Source organism: Vibrio sp. F13 (assembly GCF_020806305.2).
GTDB lineage: Bacteria > Pseudomonadota > Gammaproteobacteria > Enterobacterales > Vibrionaceae > Vibrio > Vibrio crassostreae_C.
In genome coordinates this window covers 1,114,155-1,133,178 of record NZ_CP170176.1, presented here as the reverse complement: position 1 = coordinate 1,133,178, position 19,024 = coordinate 1,114,155, and the positions used below count along the sequence as shown (strand labels likewise).

At 45.3% G+C, this 19,024-nt stretch carries 13 protein-coding genes and 1 pseudogene; 5 read left to right on the top strand and 9 right to left on the bottom strand.

Annotation, left to right across the window (positions count from 1 at the left end):
* Positions 1 to 8: 8 nt before the first annotated feature.
* The 9 genes from LMH68_RS20055 to LMH68_RS20015 form a co-directional block, all read right to left on the bottom strand.
* Positions 9 to 914, bottom strand: a complete 906-nt coding sequence (locus tag LMH68_RS20055; RefSeq protein WP_017059228.1) for a LysR family transcriptional regulator — start codon at positions 912 to 914, stop codon at positions 9 to 11.
* A gap of 78 nt (positions 915 to 992) precedes the next feature.
* The gene (locus LMH68_RS20050) at positions 993 to 2,387 is read right to left on the bottom strand and encodes a BatD family protein (protein ID WP_229648127.1); all 1,395 of its coding nucleotides are present in this window, start codon (positions 2,385 to 2,387) and stop codon (positions 993 to 995) included.
* Positions 2,384 to 4,108: a VWA domain-containing protein gene (locus LMH68_RS20045; protein WP_229648128.1), complete on the bottom strand. Its 1,725-nt coding sequence runs from the start codon at positions 4,106 to 4,108 to the stop codon at positions 2,384 to 2,386. The genes LMH68_RS20050 and LMH68_RS20045 overlap by 4 nt, the downstream gene beginning before the upstream one ends.
* The gene (locus LMH68_RS20040) at positions 4,101 to 5,180 is read right to left on the bottom strand and encodes a vWA domain-containing protein (protein ID WP_229648129.1); all 1,080 of its coding nucleotides are present in this window, start codon (positions 5,178 to 5,180) and stop codon (positions 4,101 to 4,103) included. Before LMH68_RS20040 ends, LMH68_RS20045 begins: the two co-directional genes overlap by 8 nt.
* Entirely contained in the window at positions 5,173 to 5,715 is a 543-nt protein-coding gene (locus tag LMH68_RS20035) for a DUF4381 domain-containing protein (protein WP_229648130.1), read from the bottom strand. Before LMH68_RS20035 ends, LMH68_RS20040 begins: the two co-directional genes overlap by 8 nt.
* A complete protein-coding gene (locus LMH68_RS20030) occupies positions 5,716 to 6,678 on the bottom strand; it encodes a DUF58 domain-containing protein (RefSeq protein ID WP_017066900.1) in 963 nt (320 codons plus the stop codon). It lies immediately after the preceding gene.
* 12 nt (positions 6,679 to 6,690) lie between these two features.
* Positions 6,691 to 7,674, bottom strand: coding sequence for an AAA family ATPase (locus LMH68_RS20025; RefSeq protein WP_017060007.1), 984 nt, complete (start codon positions 7,672 to 7,674; stop codon positions 6,691 to 6,693).
* A gap of 130 nt (positions 7,675 to 7,804) precedes the next feature.
* The gene (locus LMH68_RS20020) at positions 7,805 to 10,213 is read right to left on the bottom strand and encodes a tetratricopeptide repeat protein (RefSeq protein WP_065584632.1); all 2,409 of its coding nucleotides are present in this window, start codon (positions 10,211 to 10,213) and stop codon (positions 7,805 to 7,807) included.
* 192 nt (positions 10,214 to 10,405) lie between these two features.
* Positions 10,406 to 11,953 (bottom strand): arylsulfatase, encoded by a 1,548-nt coding sequence (locus tag LMH68_RS20015; protein ID WP_017060009.1) that lies wholly within the window; start codon positions 11,951 to 11,953, stop codon positions 10,406 to 10,408.
* 346 nt (positions 11,954 to 12,299) lie between these two features.
* Here LMH68_RS20015 and LMH68_RS20010 point away from each other — a divergent pair, with 346 nt between their 5' ends.
* From LMH68_RS20010 to LMH68_RS19990, 5 genes and pseudogenes are all read left to right on the top strand, one after another.
* Positions 12,300 to 13,862, top strand: a complete 1,563-nt coding sequence (locus tag LMH68_RS20010; RefSeq protein ID WP_017064704.1) for an arylsulfatase — start codon at positions 12,300 to 12,302, stop codon at positions 13,860 to 13,862.
* Between the two features lie 361 nt (positions 13,863 to 14,223).
* The gene (locus LMH68_RS20005) at positions 14,224 to 15,318 is read left to right on the top strand and encodes a cytochrome-c peroxidase (RefSeq protein WP_102332867.1); all 1,095 of its coding nucleotides are present in this window, start codon (positions 14,224 to 14,226) and stop codon (positions 15,316 to 15,318) included.
* Positions 15,311 to 17,697 (top strand): annotated as a pseudogene (locus LMH68_RS20000) (ATP-binding protein). The gene LMH68_RS20005 and the pseudogene LMH68_RS20000 overlap by 8 nt, the downstream one beginning before the upstream one ends.
* Positions 17,698 to 17,710: 13 nt before the next feature.
* Positions 17,711 to 18,139, top strand: coding sequence for a hypothetical protein (locus tag LMH68_RS19995; protein ID WP_102332869.1), 429 nt, complete (start codon positions 17,711 to 17,713; stop codon positions 18,137 to 18,139).
* A 106-nt stretch (positions 18,140 to 18,245) separates the two neighbouring features.
* A complete protein-coding gene (locus tag LMH68_RS19990; RefSeq protein WP_102332870.1) occupies positions 18,246 to 18,911 on the top strand; it encodes a DUF2057 family protein in 666 nt (221 codons plus the stop codon).
* Positions 18,912 to 19,024 lie beyond the last annotated feature (113 nt).

The following is a 19,024-nucleotide window of genomic DNA, read 5'->3' as shown; positions in this document are numbered from 1 at the left end:
TGTATAGGCTAACTTGATAACTCTTTTGCTGCCGCTTTGATCTTAGCTCGTAACCACTTATGGCTTGGTTCATTAGTACGGCTTGGATGCCAAATCATACACATATCGAGGTCTTCCAACTCGAAGGGCAATGGCAGTGTTTTTACCGCGTACTTTTCAGCAAAACAATGCACTGATGAAATAGGCATTACTCCGATGTACTCAGAGCCTTCGATAACAGGAAGCATCTCTACAACGCCCGCTGCGCGATACACGATTCTACGTTTCTCAAGGTCACTATAGTGCTCAGAGCTTAATAAGCTTTTGCGCGCATGCCACCTAGAGACCACCACATGCTCGAGTGCTAAGAACTGTTCCATATCGATGGTATCGCCAACCGTAGGATGATCACTACTACACACCACCACCAGCTCTTCTGTAGAAATCACCTCGTGCTTAAGCATGGTTCTTCCTTTAGGCGTCATATCAACAATCACGTCGTGTCTTTGCAGCCTTAAATCAGACTCATAGTCTTCGGTAAACAGAGGATGAACCTCTAACGCGATACCTGGTGCGACTTGGCTGATTAACCGCATGACTTTTGGCATCATTTCGTAGCTCGCCGCCGAGACGCAGGCAATGGAAAACACGCGGCCTGAGGTTTTAGGATCGAAGTCTCTTGATGCGGATAAGGTAGAAGTAAAGTTTTTAAGTGCAGCGGCCATTGCAGGATAGATATCAATAGCGAATGTGGTTGGCTCTACGCCTGATGTGGTGCGATGAAACAGTGGCTCATCATAGATATCTCTCAACCTTGCAAGTGCTTTACTCACTGCTGGTTGGCTTATATCCATGCGATTAGCAGCTCTAGATAAGTTCTGCTCTTCATAGATAGCAACAAATATAGGAATTAGATTTAGTTCGGTACTTTTCATACAGTTCCATATTAAAGAAGCAGGTTCCCCATAGTAGAGAACCTGCCGATTATGTTCGATGCGAATAACTAAAGTTTGCTACTTAGTTCTATCTTTTAAGTTTGGCAAGGCTTTAGGGATTTTCAAGCGAGCGGCAATTGAACGAGAATTGCTTGAGTTTGATGTGTCACTGGGCAAGTTACGTAACCCTTTCCATAAACGAGTGAATACGTTTTTATCTTCACATCCTTGTTGAAGGGCTTCGCTATCTTCTAGCCAACGCTTTTGTCCATTTGATTTACCATGTTGCGCTTTATCCAGTTGCACTTTATTCAGTTCTAACTGAGAGGTTTGGTTTCGCAATTGACGGTAGATAAAGGTTCTTAATGCAGCCCAATTACCTTGCTTAACTAAACGACGTAGTACCAGCCAACTCAGTGTTGGGCGGTTTGCGTAGTAACGCTTAACCGAAACAATAAACGCAATGCAGACTAACAACACCAAACCAACACTAATAAACACCGACATGTAGGCCTTGATGAAAGATTGGACTGTGTGTTTGGCTTCAAACACTTCGCCTTTTATCACCACGTTTTCAAGGCGTTGATTTTTGCTGTCCCACCACTGAAATGAAAACTCTGGCAGCGTAAACTCACCACCCTGCTGAATCACATATACAGTCTGTTCAACTCGGCTTGAGCGATAATCGCCACGTTCTTGAGTGTCATCCAAACGATTGGGCTGTGGGTAAGCTTGGAACTGCTTAGTGGACTTATTGGTTAGCACATCTGGCAGCAACACAGAAAAGCTGTCTTTTGCCTTAATCGTGATAGTTCGAGTAATAGCATCGCCAACTTTTAGCTCTTCACTTGAGCGTTGCCATTGCTGCTCTATATCTACCTCTGTCGCAGAAAACCAAGGCGTTTCATTATCGAGTAAACCTGAAGGCAACGAAGCTTCAAACTTAATCGGCTGCGTGTAAAGCGTACCGCCCACGTTTGAACCATCAGGAGCAGAAACTTGGATACGAACCGGTACGGTTGGAATAACAAACTCACCGGAAGTCATCGGATAAAGCGTCACTTCCCAACGCTGACGTGACCATGTAGTACCACCGACTCTTTCTGTGTAGTTCGTCGCGAGTTGGTTACGCTGCTTAGCGATAACGTTAGGGATTTCGATACTGCCGATTCGAGTGCCGCCCGTTAACCAGCGCGGTGTCGCCACCTCAATGTTCAGAATGACCTGCTCATTTACGCTCACTTTAGTCGGCGTTATCTTATCGCCTGACTTTGGCTTTTCCCCTACCCAAGCGATAAGCTCAACGTCACCACTTTTTTGGAGATCGAAGATATCTGCAGCAGAAACAAAAGTAGGGAAAACAGTGCTAATCAATAGAACCATCGACACAAGCAAGGTCTTGGTTGGTTTAAAGGACTCTGAGCGCCCTACCTTTACTTGAATCGATTCAAGAGCTAAATCATATCGACTCATTGCGTTTGCTCCTGTTTTGATGCCTGTTCCTGTTTTGGTGTCTGTTCGATAGAAGGCGCAGGATCTCTTAACTGAATTTGGAATTTGGATTTCAAGAAGAACTTAGGATCGGCTTCTACTCGCTTTAACCACTTGTCGGCAAGCTCTTGGCTGCCCAAGATTTCATTGGCGTTAAGTGTTTCCTTAAGCATCAATTCCGCTACCGTTTCTTCTTCAGCGCCATCACCCGTTCGCGGCTGATCGTCTTCGAGTTCTAAAGATTCTTCAGGGCCATCTGTGGTTCCAGACTGGCTTTCACTGGTTCGGTTTACCTCTTCGACAATTCCACTAAGCACAGCAAGATTGTTCTCCACATCCGTTCTTAGTTCTGGTGACAGATCCTCTTTCTCGCTTAATGATTTCAAAAGGTCTCGTGCGGCAAGGTATTCACGCTGCCTGGCTAACGCGCTCGCCGCGTTGTATAAACCAAGATCAGTTTTGGTTTGCAGGAATGCGCTGTGAGCGAGCTTAAAATCACGAGCATAGTAGTAAGCCGCGCCCTTTCTCATTGGGTCAGTAAAATGTTTTGCCGCTTCAAGGTATTCTTTCTGATTCAACAGGCGTTGACCTTGCTGGTCGGGCGTTAACCATAAGTCCCACCACCATTGAGCTGTTTTGTCCCAAGCCGTAACCGACTCCACCACAACGGGTTTCTCAGCCGTTAAGTTGACTGTTTTCGCCAAAATGCTTGGTGAATACATGCTGCTTGTGATCATCAAACCAACGACACACCACTGCACCAGCCAGCCTTTTCTGAACCATAGCAACATAATGAAAGCCATTGGAATAAGCAGTCCATAGCCCATGTCTTTCCAAGGCATTGAAGATTCGCCGTTGAGCTGCATGTTTCTTTCAACCGCTCTGTTCAGTTGTTGGATATCCGAATCATCAACGGTCACCTCAACCACTCGTCCGCCCGTCTTGCTCGCTAAGCTACGCAATGAATCGAGATCGACTGGATTATCACTCACCACATTGCTATTTCCTGCGGCTAGAATGAGCAACTGATACGGATTGTCGTTAAAGAAACTCTCGTACGCCCTAATGGTGCTTGGGTTTACACCATCTGATACCAACAGTACAGAAGAGCCTAACTCACCAGACAGTTGCTGATTAATCAATGGCAGTGCTTCTTCTGCTGACTTACCTGATACCGGCATGATATCGGGTGTGATAGCCGCTAGAAACGGTTCGAATACCTTGCTGTCTTGAGTGACGGGCATCGCGACGTGTGCGCTGCCTGCATAAACCACTAAGCCCGTATTACCGCCTTTCCGAGCTGCCAATAAGTCTCTAATTTTCTGCTTAGATCGTTCCAAGCGACTCGGTGGTAAGTCTTTAGCGAGCATGGATTCACTGTTATCAAGCACAACCAACATCGACGCTTTGTCTTCACCAAAAGGCGAAGCCTCACGCTGCCATGTTGGGCCAGAACAGATAATGATGGCGATAGTTACAATCACCACCAATAGCTTCAATGGCAGCTGCTTACGCCAGCCTGTTTCGCCAATGGTCAATGCATCACGTAAGTGTGCAGGTAGAATGTCTTTCCACGTTGGTTTGGTCTCTTCTCTCCAACGAACCCATAGCAGGAAGAACATCGGAATAAAGGCCAACAACCACAAAGGTCGGATAAAATGAAACTGGGTAAAGACCTGTTGCAGAGTGAGAGAATCAGGCATCATCCTCTCCTTTCAATTTTTTAGTTTTAGAAGCCAAAAGCGATCTTCTACGTAAAGTCGCCAGACTAAAGGCAGTCAGATACATCACAACAACAATCGCCATTAAGTAATGGTGCAGCCCCTGTTTAGGACGATAAGTGGTACTTTCATATAACTGAGGTTCTAATTCACCGATCTGAGCATAAGCTTTGGTCAGTTCGTCGCGGTTAAGCGCCTCAAAAGCTTCGCCACCAGACTCTTGAGCCACACGCTTGATGGTTTCCATATCCAGAGCAACCTCTCCAACGGTTTGCGGATCGCCCATCGCAATAACATGAATACGAACGCCTTTCGCCTTCGCCACTTTGGCGGCATCAATCGGTTCAGCAAAGCTTCCCGTATCATTACCGTCGGTTAATACGATCACGACCTTCTCTTTTTCGTTGGCATCAACACTTGAATCTTGAACGGCAGCACTCTGCTTTTCGCTTTGTTCAAACACCTTAATCGCCAAGCCAATTGCATCACCTAAGTGCGTGCTTTGCCCTGCCATCGCGACATCGGTTTGATTAAGCAGTTCAAGCCACACATCTTGGTCAGCTGTAAACGGTGTTTGTACAAACGCTGCATCACCAAAAAGAATCAAACCGAGTCGATCCCCTTTTCGGGTAGTCGCAAAATCAGCCAGCACTTCTTTGGTCGCGTCCAAACGAGATATTTTATCCCCTTGTTGAGAAGTAAAATCTTGTTCAGCCATTGAGCCAGACAAATCGACCACTACCATCACGTCACGACCTAATTGTTCGCGAACTTGCGGCTCACCAAGAATGGTTGGTTTAGCGAGCGCGCACACCACTAATACCCAAGTAATAATGAGCGTGGTTCGTTGCCACCAGCTTGGTGTTAGCTGGCTTGCCCCTTCAGACGGCGCTTCACCAATAGCTTCAACCAATTCACTGAAAAATGGCACCTTGATAGCCATTTGCTTGGTTCGATAAGCTGGCACTGCAAAGTAGACCAACAAAGGCAGAGGTAACGCGATAAACCACAGCGGATACGCAAATTCAAAGCTGGAAGATAAAACATCAAACATTGTCTTGCCCCTCAACCGTTACCTGTACATTCGGCTTATGAAGTTTTAGCCACATCATCGCGGTTTGAATCACCTCTAAACGCTGTTCAAAGCTCAAACGCACATTAGGGTCAATTAGGCTTTGCATCCATAATTTCGAAACTTCATCGGCAAAGGACGCATTGCTGTTTTCACTTGTGTTTGCGCTACCAGGCAGATAAGCGTTTAGACGGTTTACATAGGCTTGTCCAAACAGCTTTGCATTACTGCTGTCTAGGTAACGAAGCACCACTTTGAGGACTTTAAAGGTTCGCTCGGTTGAGTTCTTGTCTCGTGCATCCAATAGCACGAGCTCTTGAAGCGCTTCTTTACGATAACGGTTATTCCACCATTTCTGCGCCAAACGATAAGCCAGATAGATAGCGACCAATAACAGAATAACGCCAAGGATCTTCCAGCCGATCGTTTGAGGAGCCCAGCTCACACTGTCAGGAATCGCTACATCGTGCAGTTCGCGGAGGATATAGGTACTTGGAGGAGTATGTTCAACAGCCATTTAGCGCCCTCCCACTAGTTTCTGCAGCTGTGATATGTGATTGCCCGACGTGTCTAATTCTATATAAGGGAGGTTTTTCATCGCCATCAATTTAGCAAGGGACAGTTTCTGAAGTGCCGCTTTTTGGGCAAGGCTTTCACTTGCGAGGTTAACCTTAGATTGGCTATCCAGATTAAGTTGAAAGCGACCATCACCCACCACCCAGTTTGCGCTTGCAAGATCTTGAGGCAATGACTGTTCTAATGAATCGGTGACCATAATGGCCAAGATATCGTTGTGTTGCTGTAACTGCTTTAGTCGATCGAGATGTTGTTCTCGGCAGTCTCGCCAGTCACTAATGAATATCAAGGTTGATTGCTTGAGTCTCATTCGTTTGATCAGTTCAATCCACTGGCTAAAACCAACATTATCGCCATCACTTACATTGACGCCTAAGCTTTGATTGGCTTTGGTAAGATGTTTTAGCTGAGCCAACAAATCAGATTGAGAACGTTGAGCTTTGGTATGAAACAGTTTTTGGTGCGACGCCAAAACGAAGCCGACACGATCACCATCTTTCAGCACTCGCCATCCACACAATGCCGCCACTTCGGCAGCCACAACAGATTTCATGGTGTTTTGAGACGCAAAGAACATCGAACTGCGCTGATCGACACAGATCATCACATTACGGTCTTTCTCTTCGGTATAGCTACGAACATGAGGCTTACCCGTTCGCATCGTAACTTTCCAATCGAGATTACGGATATCATCACCCAATTGGTAATGACGTAATTCTTCGAAGTTCAAACCACGACCACGGAACAAAGAGTTATGTCTGCCCGAAAGTACGCTGCCCGCTTTTAAATGAGGTAACAGTGAAAACGACTCAGCTTGAGCCTGAATTCGCACTAACCTTGAATAATCACAATACAGTCGTGGATCAAGGCCTTGCGATTTGGGAGCTTGTGTTGGCTTCGCCATGACGCCCCCTAGTTATCCAATCTCAACATTATCGAGCAGTTCTTCAACCACTCTTTGATGGTCAACACCATCGGCCAATGCGTCGTAAGACAACGAGAATCGGTGACCTAATACGGTTGGTAACATGGCACGCACATCGTCCAACGTGACATGGTCACGTCCTTGCAACCATGCATAAGCGCGAGCACATTTATCCAACGCGATCGAAGCACGCGGACTTGAACCAATCTCAATCCATTTAGACAAGTTTGATTCTGGGTAACGCTCTGGCTTACGAGTTGCCATCACCAAGGCCACAATGTAGTTCTCAACTAAATCAGAAACGGCAATGTCTGGAAGTTGGCGCCGAGCTTCAAGTACCAACTCAGGTTCAATATGTTGTGGCGTGACTAATTCTGAACTGGTCTCGCTACCGAGTTCCTCACTGCGCACAAGTCGAATGATGTCGCGTTCAGCTTCATCTTCTGGATAGTCGACTGTCACTTTCATAATGAAACGGTCCATTTGTGCTTCAGGCAGTGGATACGTACCTTCTTGCTCAACTGGGTTTTGTGTGGCTAGCACCATGAACAAATCTGGCAGGATGTGAGTTTGACCACCCACCGTAATCGTCCCTTCCGCCATCGCTTCAAGCAGAGCAGCCTGTACTTTTGCAGGCGCACGGTTCACTTCATCGGCTAATACAATGCTGTTGAAAATAGGACCCGGTTGGAAATGCAACTGAGGCTTTCCATCAAGCTCTTGATACACCTCCGTGCCCGTCACATCAGATGGCAGCAGGTCTGGCGTAAATTGAATTCGACCAAAACTGGTGTTCAGTAGATTCGCCAGCGATTTTACTGAGCGAGTTTTCGCTGTACCGGGAAGTCCCTCTAAAAGCACATGACCATTAGTCAATAACCCTATCACCAGAGCCCGAACGACGTGGCTCTGACCGATAACACTTTTCTCTGTTTGTTCAATCAGTTGGTTTATTGCTTGTTGCGCATGGTTCATAGGTCTTCCCTTAATTCAATCTGGCTGCGTACATCCTACTCACAAGCCCCATAACTATTAGTTATAAACGCGATAATTGGTTACAAGCGGAATAAGCAGCAAGCTCGATAGCCAAGCTCACCTCATCGCTTTATTTAAACCTAGCTTTCAATTGGTTAATGGCTTCCGGCGGTGCCACTTTGCTCAATGATGAAATACATTGCTCAAACGCCTTTGGTACGCCCGGTATATGACTGTTTCGCGCCAACACTTCACACTGGGCATACAGGTGCTGTGGGTTGCGGCTAAATTGGTAAGCCTTATGCAGTGATTGACTTGCCGCAAGCACATCCGATTTTTCCAAAGCCAATCCGTACACATACCAATATTGAGGGTCGGTTTGCGCAGTTTCAGCGGCTTGTTTAAGGTAGTCCGTTGCTTGTTCGTAATCTTTCACACGAAGCAGAGACAATCCTGTGCTGTATGGCAAAACACTCGATTTAGGCTGAGCTTCAATACCTTGCTTCAAGGTCGACAACGCTTTTGCCTCGTTACCTTGCGCTCGATACAAATCCGCTAAATTGGCGTAGCTGTTTTCGAAATAAGGCTCAATCTCGATAGCGCCTAGATAAAACTCAATCGCTTTGTCGTGCTGGCCTAAATCTCGGTAAACGTTGCCTAGGTTAGTACGTCCAAATCCTCTGTCGGCATTAAATTGCTGTATTTCAATGTACTCTTCTAATGCAGGCTTGATTTGGTCTTTCTGCAGAGGGTTCATTTCTCCCCAATAACGCACTAATGCGCCTGCGGTTTCTGAACGAATCGACAATACAGGGTCTTTCAGTAGCGGCTCTAGAATTTGCCAACGGTCAGTGAATGGGAAACCAGACGAGCCTTGTACCACACCCAAACGGATCATTTCATCATCATGTTTCACCGCTCTTGCCAGCGAAATAAGCGTATTCTTACCCGTATTACCGCCCAAACGTTCTAAGCTCGATGCACGAATGATATTGCTTAAGCTAGAGTCCTGAGCCGAGTATGCCAACGCATCCTCTGCACCTCTGTGCCCTATCGAGTCAGCATAAAAGGCAACGGCAAAGTGCTGCTGATTACGATACTTAGAATCTGGGAACCACTCACCGATTTGCTTATCTGCCCACTGGTCGGTTTGATCTGCATGACAGCTAGTGCACACGTTCGGCGTTTTAATGTGTTGGCTAATATCAGGACGTGGGATATGCCAACTGTGGTCACGCCTTGGGTCGACCTCCATGTAAGTCGTCTCTGGCATGTGACAAGTCGTGCATTGTGAAGCTTCAGTATTCGCTTCGTGGAATGTGTGCTTTTCAGGCGTGTATTCTGATGCAATATGACATTGGCTACACACGGCTTCTTCCGCAATTTTTAGTTCAGCGGTATGAGGATCGTGGCAGTTAGTACATGTGACGCCTTTTTCAGCCATCACGGATTGAAGGAAAGATCCGTAAACGTAATCTTCATCGTAGATTTGACCATCGTTGTGGTAAAGCTCTGGGGTAATCAAGCTCAAGCGATACTTATCAAAGAAAGACCCGTTAACGTGATCACCCGTTTCATTTAACTGAGTACGACGGCTGTGGCATTGAGCACAGGTTTGAACTTGATTGGTATGGATGATGTCTTTTGGTTGCAGGGTTGAATTACCCTCTTGATAGATCCACTCTTTGACCGACTTCGACAAGTCGCGGTCAAAACCATAATGCGCCGAGACTGGAGCATCCTTTCCACCGTTAGCTTTTGCTAGCTGAGCCTTTTCAACGTGCTCACTCGCAGGGCCATGACACGCTTCACAACCGACATTAATCTCAGACCAAGTAGTGTTGTAGGTATTACTCGCGCTGTCGTAGTTTTTCTCTAGGTTCGTTGAATGGCAATCAGCACACATGAAGTTCCAGTTTTGACCGCTATTGGTCCAGTAGAATTCATCGGTGTTGGTGGTATCAGGATAGAGGTGAAACCAGCGTTGACCGCCTTCGCCCTCAGTGCGAGAATCCCAAGCGAAAGGAATCAACTGTACACGGCCGTCTTCAAATTCAACCATGTATTGTTGTAGTGGTTCAAAGGCAAAGGTATAGCTGATTTTGTAATCTTTAAAGTGGCCGTCTTGCCCTTCAATATTGACCCAGAACTCTTCGCCCTTGCGGAAAAATCGGTTGGGTTTACCGTCATGAGTGAATGTTTGATCGTTGAAATCGCCTAATACAGATTCGTCTGTAGCGTGCTTCATCGCCATATCATGATGAGAGCCCTCCCACGCTGCGACTTCTTCACTATGACAATCAACACATGCTTCCGAACCGACATAGCTGGCTTTAGAACCGATAGGTAAAGCGTCAGAGCTAACGGGTGACGCTACAGAGTTGGCCTTTGAAATATCAGAGTTGATATTAGGATCTTGCTCGTTGGCATAGGCGTTCAGACTGAACAGCGACAACATCAGTGAAGACAAGATTGCGGATAATACTGCGACTCGCTGGTGTTTCAATCCGTTTACCAGTGAGCACAACCATGCAGACATAACATTCCTTGTTTTTATACATCCTTATGCTTAATAAGGTAGACGTAAAAACAACGAATTTACAATTATTTAGTGGCAATGAGCTAGATTGTTGTGATTCGTATTCACGACCGGGATTTACTCATCGATATGCGCATAAAAAAAGAGCTCCTAAGAGCTCTTCAATCTGTTCAGTTTCACTCAAACAATCACTTACTTGTTATGAGATTCCTGCAGTTTTTCCATTACCTGATCCAAGCTAAAGCTCGCAGCTTTTTGACGTGGCGGATATTCAGCAAAGGTTTCTAGGAACTTGCCCACATACGCTTGTGCTGGAACGAACATATAAGCATGGTCTAACAACCAGTCGTAATATGTGTTCGATGTAATGTCTGCGTTTTCGTATGGGTCCATACGCAGGTTAAACAGCTTAGGAAGACGTAACGTCACGAACGGTTCAGCCCAAATTTGCATGGTACCCGTTGCACGCTGCTCCATGAACACCGCTTTCCATTGGTTGTAACGAAGCGCCGCTAAATCACCATCATCGGTAAAGTAGAAGATCTCCGAACGACGGCCTTTCTCTTCTTCACCCGTTAGGTAAGGAAGGAAGTTGTAACCATCTAAGTGAACCTTAAACGTTTTATCACCGGCAGTATGACCTTTGAGTAGTTTCTCTTTGATTTGGTCATCACCAGCGGCGGCAACGAAGGTTGGCATCCAGTCCATATGGTGCATGATTTCGTTAGATACGGTTCCTGGTTCAATCTTACCAGGCCAACGAACCATTGCTGGTACACGGTATGCGCCTTCCCAGTTGGTGTTTTTCTCACCACGGAACGGGGTTGTACCCGCATCAGGCCAAGAGTTCATGTGAGGGCCGTTATCCGTTGAGTAGAAAACAATCGTGTTGTCTTTGATACCCAACTCATCCACTTGCTTCAATAGTTGCCCAACGTGTCGATCGTGCTCAACCATACCATCAGCGTAGTTACCGACACCGGTTACGCCTTTACTGTCGGCTTTCACGTGCGTTCTAAAGTGCATACGTGTCGCGTTCCACCACACGAAGAATGGTTTGTCCGCTTTCACTGCGCGATCCATAAAATCAAGTGCCGCGTCTAGTGTTTCTTCATCAACCGTTTCCATACGCTTACGCGTCAGTGGACCGGTATCTTCAATCTTGCCATCAGCGAATGACTTAATGACACCACGAGGGCCAAATTTCTTACGAAACTCAGGATCGGTTGGGTAATCTTCATTCTCTGGTTCTTCTTCAGCATTTAGGTGGTAAAGGTTGCCAAAAAATTCGTCAAACCCGTGTGCTGTTGGAAGGAATTCATCTTTATCGCCAAGGTGGTTTTTACCAAATTGACCTGTCATGTAACCCATAGGTTTCAGCATTTCTGCGATTGTCGCGTCTTCTGCTTGTAAGCCAATGTCTGCGCCCGGCAAACCTACTTTACTCAAACCCGTTCGTAATACACTTTGTCCCGTGATAAAGGTAGAGCGACCCGCAGTACAAGATTGCTCTGCGTAATAGTCCGTAAACATCATCCCTTCTTTCGCGATGCTATCAATATTCGGGGTTTTGTAACCCATGAGACCGAAGGTGTATGCACTCACATTGGATTGACCAATATCGTCCCCCCAAATAACCAATATATTTGGCTTTTCAGCCGCAAAAGTGGCGCTGGACGCGGCCATCATCGCTGTACCCAAAATCGCTAATCGACGTTTAGCGCCATATTTCGCTGTCATAGAAACCTCTTCGTAAGTTATTTGCATCCTGCCCTACAACGTATAGTCCATTTTTTACACATGCGCGAGATACCCTAAGCTATTAATCTTTTTGTCATTTTTATTGAGATACGGATACAGAAATCATCGATAAGGTTTACGCCAACAAACATGATAAGGATCACACATACAAACTAAGGCTTTATTCTACGTACCCACTGGAGCTGATATTAATCAATAGGTTACCTAAGCATCATAACGATTGGTTATAAGCACTATAAAAGGACGTAACGGAATTTTGAGAATAACATTTGCTCATCGATGCGTTGTTCTAACGCATTAATCTTAAAAGTGAATCGGAGTCCTTATGGGTACTAAAATTAATAAACTAGCATTAGGTGTTGGCTTATTAGCAGCTTCTTCAGCGGCAACAGCAGCGGAAAAACCGAATATTCTTGCTATCTGGGGTGATGACATTGGTGTTTTCAACATCAGTGCATACAACAACGGTATGATGGGTTACGAAACGCCAAACATTGACCGTATTGCGAATGAAGGCGCACTATTTACTGACCACTACGGTCAACAATCGTGTACTGCTGGTCGTGCTGCATTCCTAACCGGTCAAGAACCTTTCCGTACTGGTCTATTGACTATCGGTATGCCAGGTTCGGACCACGGTATCCCTGATTGGGCTCCAACGATCGCAGACCTTCTTAAAGAACAAGGCTACATGACAGCTCAGTTCGGTAAGAACCACATGGGTGACCAAGACAAACACCTTCCAACGAACCACGGTTTTGACCAGTTCTTCGGTAACCTGTACCACCTAAACGCCGAAGAAGAGCCAGAAACATATTACTACCCTAAAGACCCAGAGTTCCGTAAGAACTACGGCCCTCGTGGTGTAATCAAGTCTACTGCTGACGGTAAGATTGAAGATACTGGCCCAATGACGCGTAAGCGTATGGAGCATGCGGATGAAGAGTTCCTAGAAGAATCTCTAGCATTCATGGAAAAAGCGGTAAAAGCTGACAAACCATTCTTCATCTGGCACAACACCACTCGTATGCACGTGTGGACTCGCCTACAAGAGAAATACCAAGGTAAGTCAGGTATCAGTATTTATGCTGATGGTATGTTAGAGCATGATGACCATGTTGGTGTGCTTCTAGACAAGCTGGATGAACTAAAAATCGCTGACAACACTATCGTAATTTACTCTACCGATAACGGTGCTGAAACGGTTTCTTGGCCTGATGGCGGCGCAACTTACTTCCACGGTGAGAAAGGTACAACTTACGAAGGTGGTATGCGTGTGCCTCAGCTAGTTCGCTGGCCTGGGACTATCAAACCTGGAACTAAAATCAACGATATCATGGGCCACCAAGACTGGATTCCTACTCTACTAGCAGCCGCTGGTGATGATAAAGTGGTTGAGAAGCTAGCATCTGACAAAGGTGCAACTTACAACGGTAAAAACTGGCGCGTACACCTAGATGGTTACAACTTCCTGCCTTACTTCCAAGGTAAAGAAGAGAAAGGCCCTCGTGACAGCATGCTTTACTTCTCTGCTAACGCTGAGCTAAACGCAGTACGTTGGAATGACTTCAAGATTTCGTTTGCTGTGATGGATGGTAACATTGTGGATGCAGTTCGTTTCCAACCAAACTGGCCTCAAGTTGTTCACCTACGTGCTGACCCATTCGAGAAAGCACCGCACGAGTCTGGTATGTACCTACGCTGGATGGCAGACAACATGTGGTTATTCGTTCCAGTAGGAAATCAGGTTCAAGAGTTTATGACGACGCTACCAGATTACCCTATGCAGAATAGCCAAGTACTGAACCCTGGTAACTTCAACCAGAATGCATACATGCTTCAAGGTAAACTTAAGCAATTAGAAGCGGCAGCAGCGCAAGCTAAATAAGCTTAGATAGGCGGTGTAGATTGTTCAAACTGTATAGATGTGTATTGCACTAAGATTGATAGTAAATACATAATCTAGTACGAAAGCCGTGATAACTCACTTGAGTTACCACGGCTTTTTTCGTTTAACGCCATTCGGCTTAAATTCAATTGAAAGAGCTTCATTCAATTCTGACTAAGATCTCCCGATCAATCCCCGCTAGACAACTACCTAAGCGATTTAATTTCCTACCACTTGTCTTGCAACATCAAGTATGCGCAACTAGGTTTATAAATAACACCTATCATTGGAAAGTGAAATGAAGGTGATATCAGAAGGATTCTGAATTGCCATAATTGTCAAAACTAGATGGACTAATGTTATGAAAACGCCATGTTTAGCAGGAATAAGCATCACTGTCATTGTCGTTTCAGTCGCTATGCTAGTTTATGACGCGGCCTCTTCAAAAATGCACACCTCGTTCGAACACCAAGAAGATCACGCCCATGAAAGCGATCATGATGACTCTCACTCTTCAGGGCACTCCGCACATTCCGAAGAAAAGCACGCACATAAAACCGTCGCTTCAAGCCAACCCATATCCCCGATTCCAAACTCTCCCGAGATAAATCATGAACTGGCCAAAATTGGTTGGGTGCTATTTAAAGACCCGAACCTTTCTTCTAACCGCAGTGTGAGCTGTGAAAGTTGTCATAGCCTGCAAACCAACGGCGCAGAGGTGATTCCAGTTTCGATTGGCGTAAACGGCGCAGGGATGAGAAATTCACTCACCGTTTTTAACGCGGTCTTTAACTATCGGTTCTTCTGGGATGGTCGGGTGAATAATCTCGGCGATCAAATTGATGGCCCAGTGCACAACGTCGATGAAATGGATTCAAACTGGCAACATATTACGGATTATGTGTCTCAATCGAAAACTTACATCGACTTATTCCAAGAACAATCAACGCCCATTGACGAAGCTTCAATTAAGGCTGCTCTTATTGAATTTATGCAGGGTTTGACCACACCAAATGCCCCTTTCGACCTGTATTTACAAGGTGACAACGCAGCACTTTCTGAAACCGCCAAACGAGGTTGGGAAACCTTTCAAGAAGAAGGCTGTATTCGTTGCCACCAAGGTACCAACATTGGTGGAGGCATGGTGATGCGATTTGGTTACTTCGGGTTATCGAAAACAGGAACCGAACGAAGTGAAGACCAAGGTCGCTTTATGTTTACCGCGCAACCACAAGATAAGCATCTATTTCGTGTTGCTAGCTTAAGAAACGTGGCGATCACTGCACCCTATTTTCATGACGGCCAAACAGCCACACTCGAAGAAGCGATCAAAATCATGGGTGAAAGCCAACTCGGTAAAACGTTTGAGAAACAGACCATCAACGATATCAAGGTCTTCCTCGAATCCCTTACCGGTAACCGTCCTCAAATGTTAATGGAGTTTGAAAATGAATAAGATCAGACTCATATTTCTACTGTTTGTATCGCTTTTCATCGGCTTAATTAGCTTCATTATGCTGACCTACTCCGAGCATGAAAAGGTCACCGAATATGGAGTGCCTATTCGGGAGTTAGGCCATGAAGTATTAGAAATGCGTGATCACATCACCAATGCAGCGCTTGCGGGTATTTCCAACCCTTATCAAATGTCTGCAGATTTGGTGGCTTTAGAAAGAGAGTTACAACTGCTCAGAGAAAGTTATCAAAGCGAGAATATCCACTCTACGTTCTTTAAACACTTACCAACAGCGCAATTATTGGAGCGCTTCTACGATGCTTCAATGTCGAACTTAGATACGCTAGACAACCTAGTAGGACTTAGTGTGGCTCGTCAGTTTATTTTGCAATCTTTAACTCTACAACTCACAGAGAGCAGCTCAACTGATGCTGAGATAAACAATGCAAATATCGACATTCAAAGCGCGCTTCTTGCGAGTGTGTTGGTTGGGGGAATCGAAATTAACCATTCTGGTGTCAACTCCGAGCTGGCGAACCTTTATAAAACGTTTACCGAACTCAACCAGCAACAAAGTCAGCTGTTATCTCAAGTACTTTCAGCACACAGCATGGAGTACATTGAACATATTGAGCATGAGTTTACCGATCTGCAAGACCAACTTAAAAGTATCATCGTTAAGCTTATTATCGTTTTGGCGTTGCTGACTTTAGCGTTCTCATTCACCATGTTTTTCTTCCGAGTCTTCGAACTCAAAAGAAACAACCTCTCCTATCAAGAAGCCGCAGACAAAGCAGAAAAAGCCAGCGAAGCAAAATCTCTCTTTCTAGCGACCATGAGCCACGAGTTACGAACCCCAATGAATGGTGTGTTAGGTATCGCTCAAATCATAAAGGAAGACTCGCAAAGTTTAGATACTCGCAAACAGGCCCAAATCATCATTGATTCAGGACAACACCTTGTCACCATATTAAATGACATTCTTGACTTTTCTAAGGTGGAACAAGGCAAGATGGAGTTGGAATATAGCCCGTTCTCTGTCACCGACGTCGTGACACACCTTGATAAAACATTGACACCTCTTGCAGAAGACAAAGGCCTAGCTTTTATCATTAAAGATAACATTCCTACCAATATTCAGTTGATTGGTGACTCTGCACGTACACGTCAGATCTTATTTAATTTAGCAGGCAACGCAGTCAAGTTTACTGAGTCAGGAAAGGTTGAAGTGGAATTCTTGATTGCACCGACTACCCCACCAAGCGTGAATATATTAGTGACTGACACAGGTATTGGCATTGCAGAAGACAAAATCGACCATATATTTACCGCCTTTGAACAAGCCGAGCTCTCAACAACCCGTAAGTTGTTGGCACAGGGTTAGGGCTTTCCATTGTTCAGCAGTTAGTCGAACTGATGGGCGGAACAATTAAGGTTTCCAGCCAGCTTGGTTTGGGCACTCAATTTAAGATCTCTTTGCCGTTGGAGATGCATGAGCTTGAAGAACAAGTCATCGACCAAACGCCAACCAAAACCAATGAGACTCTCGATGACTTCTCAGTATTGTTAGTCGAAGACAACAAGATCAACGCAATGGTGATTAGGAAGTTCTGTGAGTCGATAAACTTAACGGTTGAGAATGCCTACGACGGTTTACAGGCCTTAGATAAGTTGGCGTCAAACCAATATGACCTGATCATAATGGACAACCATATGCCCAACATGAGCGGTATTGAAGCGATTCAAAAAATCCGTGGCGAACTCAAGCTGACTACGGTTGTTTTTGCATGTACCGCCGATGTATTCAAAGAGGCCCACGATGAATTCATCGAATCAGGCGCAGACTTTGTACTCACCAAACCGTTACAGAAAAACAGCTTACAAAACGCCATCAACGAGTTTCACCAACAGTTTGAGGTCAACCGCCATCACTCCGTTAACGCACACAATCTTCCAAACAAGGAAAAAAGTAACATCACGATGTTAACGCGTCACCCTAAGAACAAATTGCCACTCACAGAGGAAGAACTGTCGCGTAGCCAATTTTTAGCTAATGATGAGCTTAAAACAGACGAGAAACTCAAATGCTTAACTTCTCTCGTTGATGAGCTAGAAAACGAAATCGATGAGTTAATAGAGCTATTTTCGGACGCCAAGCAGGATGACCTCTCCAGAACATTGAAGGCGGTTAAAGAGATTGCAGCAAGATATGAAATGAACGAAGTGCTTGAACTCGCGAGCTCAGCCGAACAGATAGCCGATCAACACATCATGCCCGAAGCAGAATTGCTTCAACAACTGATCAATCGATTGATGGTCAATAGTCATCAAGCCACTCGATTGATACACAAACTCCACCAGCAACGCAAAATGGGGTAAAGGAAGGTATCACATGCTATGGAATTTGAACTTACCTAGCACCGGCCCACACTTGTTCTTGGCTCTTGGTGCAACCATCATTTTTGTGGTCGACTATCATGTACCTTTGGGCATTGCTATGGCCGTTCCCTACGTTACGATCGTATTGCTTGCGGCAACAACGAAAGATCCAACCTCCACTGTGATGTGGGCTATCACCTGCACCTTGCTAACGCTCATTGGCTACTACACATCTAGTACGGGCAGTGAAACCTGGTTCGTCGCCTTCAATCGCGTAATTACCATCTATGCTATTTGGATTTCGGCAATCGTTCCTATTTATGTCTCTTTAAAACCACATCAAGCGCCAACGAACGTCGATGAAGATGCTTTAACAGAAAATAAGGCAAGTCCACGCTCTCACCTGACTAGAAACCGCACAATAAACACGTTCAAAAACTAGGCTTAGGTTAAGTTTCGGTGAATTTTACCAAATCGAGACAAGGCAACTTGAAATACTTCTTTATGCATGCGAGTGTAGAACTACTCACCTAAATAACTGTATGACTATGAAAACATTACAATCCATTGCGCTGCTTTCGACAATTATCGCAGCGCCACAAGTGTTAGCTGACGTAACAATTGAAGTTCCTTCTAGCGCAGATGCTTTAGTCGAAGTCTTAGCTGTTAATGAGGCTAAACCTGATCTCGACGGTGGTTTCTTCTCTTCGAGCAAAACGATCACCGTTCCAGATGGCGTAAACCAAATCGTTTTCAAATATCAACTGGCTTTCAGCCAAGGTAACGACCGAGAGTTTGTCGATAGCGATACCATTATTGCTACTTTTGATGCGACAGACACAGCATTGACGTTTGACATGCCTAAGTTCCGTAACACCAACGAAGCGAAAAAAGGCCTTCAAAACTTAGATTGGAAACTGGTTGATGAAAACCAAAATGCAATCAGTGTTAAGCAAGACAAACTTATCAAAGATGGCATGCAGATTGGTCGTAAGTACCCGCAAGAAGCGAAGGAGTACAACCAGAAAGGCGGCATCGCTGCACTTACAGTAGGTTCTAGCGCGGGCGTAGCAGCTGCTGTCGCACAACCGGTAACGCTTCCAACAAAGATTGACGGAAATGCAGCAAATACAGCTGAAGAGATGCTCTATTTCTGGTACGAAAAAGCGGATGCTGAAACCAAGCAGAAATTCAAAGACTACGTGAACAAGTAGCTCAATGAGCTTAATTTAGAAATGAAAGAAGCTGGCAAACTGCCAGCTTCTTTTTTGTCTTCATCTAGATGATTTAGGCTTATAGAGATTAAGCAGACTCAGTCGATAACACT